The sequence below is a fragment of the Gemella bergeri ATCC 700627 genome (assembly GCF_000469465.1).
GTDB lineage: Bacteria > Bacillota > Bacilli > Staphylococcales > Gemellaceae > Gemella > Gemella bergeri.
Genome location: NZ_KI271811.1, coordinates 12,251 through 18,355 on the forward strand (window position 1 = coordinate 12,251; position 6,105 = coordinate 18,355).

Genomic DNA, 6,105 nt, shown 5'->3' on the forward strand with positions numbered 1-6,105 from the left:
ACTACAAACATTGCTATTAGGCTCGTTGCTACTCTTAGCGAGATTTTTTAAGGTTGTCTCACCACTATAGAATCAGCAACAAAAAATATTTTGTATATAAATATATAAGTTTTTGTTTAAATTCAAAGAAAGAATACTTGGGAAAAATTTGTTCATAATTACTACGAAATACTTGTTAAAAAATAACGGAGAAACAAAAATGAATTTAAAAGAGATTGTTGGTAAAAAAGCTGCTGAATATGTAAAAGATGGAATGATAGTAGGACTGGGAACCGGGTCGACGGTCTTCTATTTTGTTCATGCTCTAGCAGATAAGGTAAAAGCCGGATTGAATATTGAAATGGTTTCAACGTCAATTCAAACGGTAGAATTAGCCAAAAGTCTTGGTTTAAATATCAGGGCTTTGGAAGACGTAGACCACATTGACCTTGCTGTTGATGGAGTAGATGAAATAGATGGAAATTTCAATGCCATTAAAGGCGGTGGTGCTGCTTTGTTTAGGGAAAAAATTGTTGCCGATATTGCCGATAAAGTTATCTGGATTTACGATGAAAGTAAAGATGTGAAAAAATTAGGTAATTTTAATTTACCGGTAGAAATTTTACCCTTTGGTTATAGTCACACAATTCGAAAATTGGAACAGATGGGTTTAAATCCGGTGTTACGTCTTAAAGATGAAAAAATACTCGTAACGGATAATCATAATTATATTGTTGACTTACATTTAGGGTATGGTTTTGATATAAACAATGTAAAAGAAAAATTAAGCAATATTGTTGGGGTAGTAGAGCACGGATTATTTCTTAATATGTGTAAATTATGTATAAAAGGAACTGACAATGGAGCTATTGTTATAGAAAATCCAAATAAAAAATAATTTTTTAAGGAGCATTTTGTGAGGAAAAGTTATACAAAGGGTTTAAAAGGGACTATATTGGTTACTCTTATTATGTGGTTTATAAGTATTTCTATGATAACCGCTTTAGGATTTCAAGGTATAGAAAAACAATATAAAAATGGTGATGTTTTTGATGGACATTCAGGCTACACAATAATAAAAATTTTGGCAGTAGAAGAACAAAAAATACAAGATAAAATTTTAGAAGAAAATGAAAAATTTTACCTTGTTGAACACGAACGTGGTTATATTATGTTAAGAACGACTGCGGAAAAATTGGATAAAATGCTCGGCGGCAGGAAATTACAATACGGTAAAGATCTTAATCTCGGTAAAGAAAATATCTACGCACGTATAGATAGTATTCCGGCTACAGCTAGGAATAAAGATGATTGGAAAACGACCGTATATATATCAGCAGAACTCCAGAAGAAATTTGAAGATTCTGCTCAACAGAGCTATCTAATTAAGAAAAGAATTTCTGAGGTTATAAAAGAAGTAGGGGTAAACGCCGATAAAGATACATATAAAAAGAAAATAAAAGAACGACCGTTTTATAATGATGTTTACATAGTACCGGTAGGAACTGCATATTATACGGCAATGATTATTATAGTAGCTGCTATTTGTTTATCAACACTATGGTTAACTATTTCTTTTGTAAAAAAGGTTAAGAGAGCTAAGGATAATTATGAAAAATTATTTATAGAATATCCTGAAACTGAAAGAGATATAGATATTTTAATAAGAGATGCCAGATTTGTAGATGAGAAATTAAAAGTATTAATCTACAAAGATGCTCTTATAATGTATAATCAAATTTTTAATTTTGAATTGTTGAACAATATAAAGACTATAATATTTGATAGAGAAATAGGTAGTAGAAGTAAAGAAAAGAAATATTTTGTTAAAATTGAAGATAAAACGGGTAAAATAACTAAGAACATCAGCATAGGAAAATATAAGGAAAATACTGAAATGCAGATTGTTAATTTAGGAAAATTGATAAAACAAAATCGTAAAATAAAGGTGATATATACCTTTAGATAACAATAGGAGGAAATATATGGAAGATTTAAAAGATAGAGTAATAGAAGCACTGGAAACAGTAATAGATCCGGAGTTAGGGATTGATATAATGAATTTAGGTCTTATCTATGATGTTAAGATGAGCGAGGATAATAAACACGCCGTTGTAGATATGACTTTAACATCAATGGGCTGTCCTATGGGACCACTCATCGTTGAACAGGTAGAGACGGCGATGATGGGAGTAGATGAAATAGAAAAGGTTGATGTCAACATTGTTTGGGAACCGGCATGGACGAAAGATAAAATGTCAAGATATGCCAAAATAGCATTAGGAGTAATCGATTACGAATAGGAAAAGCACCTTGCGGGGTGCTATTTCTTATAAATAAAAATATGTTTTAATAAAGAGTAATTAACGAAACATGAGGGTATAAAAACTATTTAATTACTATAAATTAATCTTTATCCTGCAAAAAATTGCAAATATAATAAGGAGAAAAAAACAATGTTTTATTATAGGTGCTTAATACGAGATGATTATTACTACTTGGTAACAAATAACGATGATTTAGTATTTGTTGGCAGTCCTAATAAAAATATAGATGAAATTTATAATTTTTTGGGAAAAGTAAATTTAATAGAAAGTTACGACAAAGTAAAAAAATATAGTCAGAAACTTTATGAATATTTTATTAATCAAAAAGAAATAAGTAATATAAAAATTCCTGAAGGAACTGAATTTCAAAAATTGGTTTGGGCGGCGGTAAGAAGTATCCCTTATGGAGAAACCAGAACATATTCGGATATAGCAAGACAGTTGGATAAACCGAAAGCAGTCCGTGCTGTAGCTACTGCAATAGGCGAAAATCCGCTATTGATATTTATACCTTGCCATAGAGTATTAGGGAAAAACGGTAATCTTTGTGGGTATCGTGGGGGATTGGAACTGAAGCAAAAATTGTTAGAAATGGAAAAAGTTTATAAAAAATAATAAGAAGAGCCAACCCGAGTATTTTATCTGCTGTATTTTAAACTAATTATTAAAGTATTTAATATAATAATATTGTAAAGATTGGGAATTCACTGACACTTTAGTTTAAAATTAATCAGAATACCGAGTTAGCTCTATTTTAAAGGAATTTATGATTATGAATGTAAACGTCTATAAGTAAGATAAGAGGAAAGGGCGGAGCTATTGTTCGCCCCTTCTTCTTTATGTTAGAGTTAGCTATTATTTATTTTCTACAAATTTCTTTTTATCATATCCGAACCATGCAGCTTCCATAATACCTGCCATATCATCAATCATAGCTAATCTAGGGTTTGCAGGAGTACATTGGTCTTCATACGCATCCATTGCAAGAGTAGGAAGAGCAGCTTTAAATGCTTCGTAATCGACTCCGTGATCTTTAAAGCACATAGGAGTTCCGACACGTTTTCCAAGTTCAAATACTGCTTGTGCATAAGAATCTACAGCTTGTTCAGGGGTATCTGCTTTTAAGCCTAGTAATTTCGCAATATCTTGGAATCTTTCATCTGCTTGATAATGTTCATATTTAGGCCATAGCGATACTTTACCTGGACGAGTACCGTTGTATTTTATTACATAAGGTAAAAGTGTTGCATTAGTTTCGCCGTGTACAGTATGGAACTTACCACCTATTTTATGTGCCATAGAGTGCGATATTCCTAAGAACGCATTGGCGAATGCCATACCGGCTAGGCAAGATGCATTGTGCATTTTTTCACGTGCATCTTTATCGAATTCTTTAACAGATTTTTCTAAGTTTTCAAATACCAATTTAATTGCACGAAGTGCTATGCCGTCTGTGTAGTCATTTGCCAGAATAGAAGTATATGCTTCCGTTGCGTGAGTAAGAACGTCCATACCTGTTGCTGCTGTTGGACGTGACGGTACGGTTTGTACCATTACCGGATCGACGATAGCAACGTGAGGAGTAATTGCATAGTCAGCTAACGGATATTTTTTATCACTTTCTTTATCGGAAATAACGGCAAATGGTGTTACCTCACTACCGGTACCTGAAGTTGTCGGTACTGCAATAAATTTAGCTTTTTGTCCAAGATGAGGGAATTTTACAGTACGTTTTCTAATATCAGCAAATTTTTGTACCAGTTCTGTAAAGTCGGCATCAGGTCTTTCATAAAACAACCACATAATTTTAGCAGCATCCATTGGGGAACCACCACCAAGTGCAACGATTGCATTAGGTTTAAATGTGTTCATAGCTTCTAATCCGCGACGTACGGTTGTAATGTCAGGGTTAGGTTCAACACCGGCAAATACTTCGTATTGAATTTTATTTTTACGACGATTTAGTTGATCAATGATACGTCCGACAAATCCTAATTTAACCATAGATTCATCAGTGACTATCATCACTCTTTCTAAACCCTCCATTTCACTCAAGTATTTAATTGCATTTGGTTCAAAATAAATTTTAGGTGGTACTTTAAACCATTGCATATTATTGTTTCTTCGACCGATTAATTTAATATTTAACAGGTTAATTGCGTTAACATTTCCGGATACAGAGTTTCTACCATAGCTACCGCAACCTAATGTTAGAGAAGGGATAAAGGCATTGTAAACATCACCGATACCACCGAATGTTGAAGGAGAATTCCAAACAACACGACATGCTCTTACTACTTTACCGAACTCTTCGGCAACCGCTTCATCTTGTGTGTGAACAGCTGCGGTATGTCCTAATCCGTTAAATTCAACCATTTGACGAGATTTTTCAATACCATCTTCAGTGCTTGTAGATTTTAATACTGCAAGAACAGGAGATAATTTTTCACGAGTTAAAGGTTCATTAACGCCAACTTCACTACACTCAGCAGCTAAAATGACTGTTCCCTTAGGAACCTCAAAACCTGCCATTTTAGCAATTTCTGTAGCAGGTTTACCCACTATAACAGAGTTTAGTTTAGCTCCGCCACAATTTTCAGAATTAGCTTCAACACCGAACAGTAAGTTTTCTAATTTAGCTTTTTCCTCTTTATTAACAAAATGAACATGGTGCGACTTCATAATTTTAATAAAGTCAGTATACAATTCTTTATCAACGATAGCTGCTTGTTCACTTGCACAAATCATACCGTTATCAAATGCTTTACTAAGAACAATATCATTTACAGCTTGTTTTAGTTTTGCATCTTTATGAACATAAGCCGGAACGTTACCTGCACCAACCCCCAAAGCAGGTTTACCGCAAGAATAAGCGGCTCTAACCATTGCATTACCACCGGTTGCTAAAATAGTAGCTACTCCGTCATGATTCATAAGAGCGTGAGTTCCTTCCATTGAAGGTTTTTCAATAAACTGAATGCAGTTTTCAGGTGCTCCTGCTTTAACAGCGGCATCTCTTACGATTCTTGCAGCTTGTTTAGAACATTCATTAGCAGATGGGTGGAAACTGAAGATAATCGGATTACGTGTTTTCAAACAAATAAGTGATTTGAAAACTGTAGTTGATGTAGGGTTTGTAGTTGGAACTACACCGCACACAACTCCAACAGGTTCCGCGATTGCTGTTAAACCGTCCACATCGTCTTTACTGACTATACCTACCGTTTTTAAGCCGCGCATATAGTTAACGATGTACTCGCAGGCATAAAGGTTTTTAGTAGCTTTATCCTCAACGATACCGCGACCTGTTTCTTTAACAGCGGCAACCGCTAATGGTCCATGAGCTTCCAACGCAGCAACAGCAGCCGCTTGAACGATAGTATCAATTTTTTCTTGATCTTCTATCTTTTTAAACTCATCTAAAGCAACTAGTGCTTTTTCAACTAATGTATTAACTTCTTCGACTGGGTTAACAGCCGCAATAGTTTCTTTTACCATAATAATTAACCCCTTTATAAGTTATTTAGTTTATTTGCAAGCGAACTAATTTTTTGATTTAGAACACTTTTTTCTTTACTGCAACTTTAGTCTACCATAATAAAAATAAAAAGTAAATACCTGTTATATAACTAAAATAAAGTGTTGAAATAATTATTTTTCCATTTCCAAGTTTAAAAATATGAAAAAAACAACAAAGTAATTTATAGTTCTATATATTTTGAATTCATATTTGTTATATAAGAAATATATATTGCTAATTAACTATTTAATTGTTGTTTTAAAAAATATAAAGTTTATA

Annotated in this window: 5 protein-coding genes; 4 read left to right on the forward strand and 1 reads right to left on the reverse strand. The window is 33.3% G+C overall.

Annotated elements, in window-relative coordinates:
• The first annotated feature begins 199 nt into the window (after positions 1-199).
• The 4 genes from rpiA to HMPREF1983_RS01680 all read left to right on the forward strand — a co-directional run bounded on the left by rpiA (position 200) and on the right by HMPREF1983_RS01680 (position 2,921).
• Positions 200-877 carry a ribose-5-phosphate isomerase RpiA gene (gene rpiA / locus HMPREF1983_RS01665; RefSeq protein ID WP_040460796.1) on the forward strand — a complete coding sequence of 226 codons (678 nt, stop codon included), beginning with the start codon at positions 200-202 and terminating at the stop codon, positions 875-877.
• Between the two features lie 18 nt (positions 878-895).
• A complete protein-coding gene (locus HMPREF1983_RS01670; RefSeq protein WP_021752549.1) occupies positions 896-1,948 on the forward strand; it encodes a hypothetical protein in 1,053 nt (350 codons plus the stop codon).
• 16 nt (positions 1,949-1,964) lie between these two features.
• Positions 1,965-2,282: a metal-sulfur cluster assembly factor gene (locus tag HMPREF1983_RS01675; RefSeq protein WP_021752550.1), complete on the forward strand. Its 318-nt coding sequence runs from the start codon at positions 1,965-1,967 to the stop codon at positions 2,280-2,282.
• A 153-nt stretch (positions 2,283-2,435) separates the two neighbouring features.
• Positions 2,436-2,921, forward strand: coding sequence for a methylated-DNA--[protein]-cysteine S-methyltransferase (locus HMPREF1983_RS01680; RefSeq protein ID WP_040460798.1), 486 nt, complete (start codon positions 2,436-2,438; stop codon positions 2,919-2,921).
• 240 nt (positions 2,922-3,161) lie between these two features.
• Here the strand turns inward: HMPREF1983_RS01680 and adhE are convergent, their stop codons facing one another.
• A complete protein-coding gene (gene adhE, locus HMPREF1983_RS01685) occupies positions 3,162-5,804 on the reverse strand; it encodes a bifunctional acetaldehyde-CoA/alcohol dehydrogenase (protein WP_021752552.1) in 2,643 nt (880 codons plus the stop codon).
• Positions 5,805-6,105: the final 301 nt, after the last annotated feature.

Excerpts from the sequence above, each read along its gene's own strand:
- HMPREF1983_RS01680 (WP_040460798.1), top strand. The coding sequence starts at position 2,436 with ATGTTTTATTATAGGTGCTTAATACGAGATGATTATTACTACTTGGTA.
- HMPREF1983_RS01675 (WP_021752550.1), top strand. The coding sequence starts at position 1,965 with ATGGAAGATTTAAAAGATAGAGTAATAGAAGCACTGGAAACAGTAATA.
- adhE (WP_021752552.1), bottom strand. The coding sequence starts at position 5,804 with ATGGTAAAAGAAACTATTGCGGCTGTTAACCCAGTCGAAGAAGTTAAT.
- rpiA (WP_040460796.1), top strand. The coding sequence starts at position 200 with ATGAATTTAAAAGAGATTGTTGGTAAAAAAGCTGCTGAATATGTAAAA.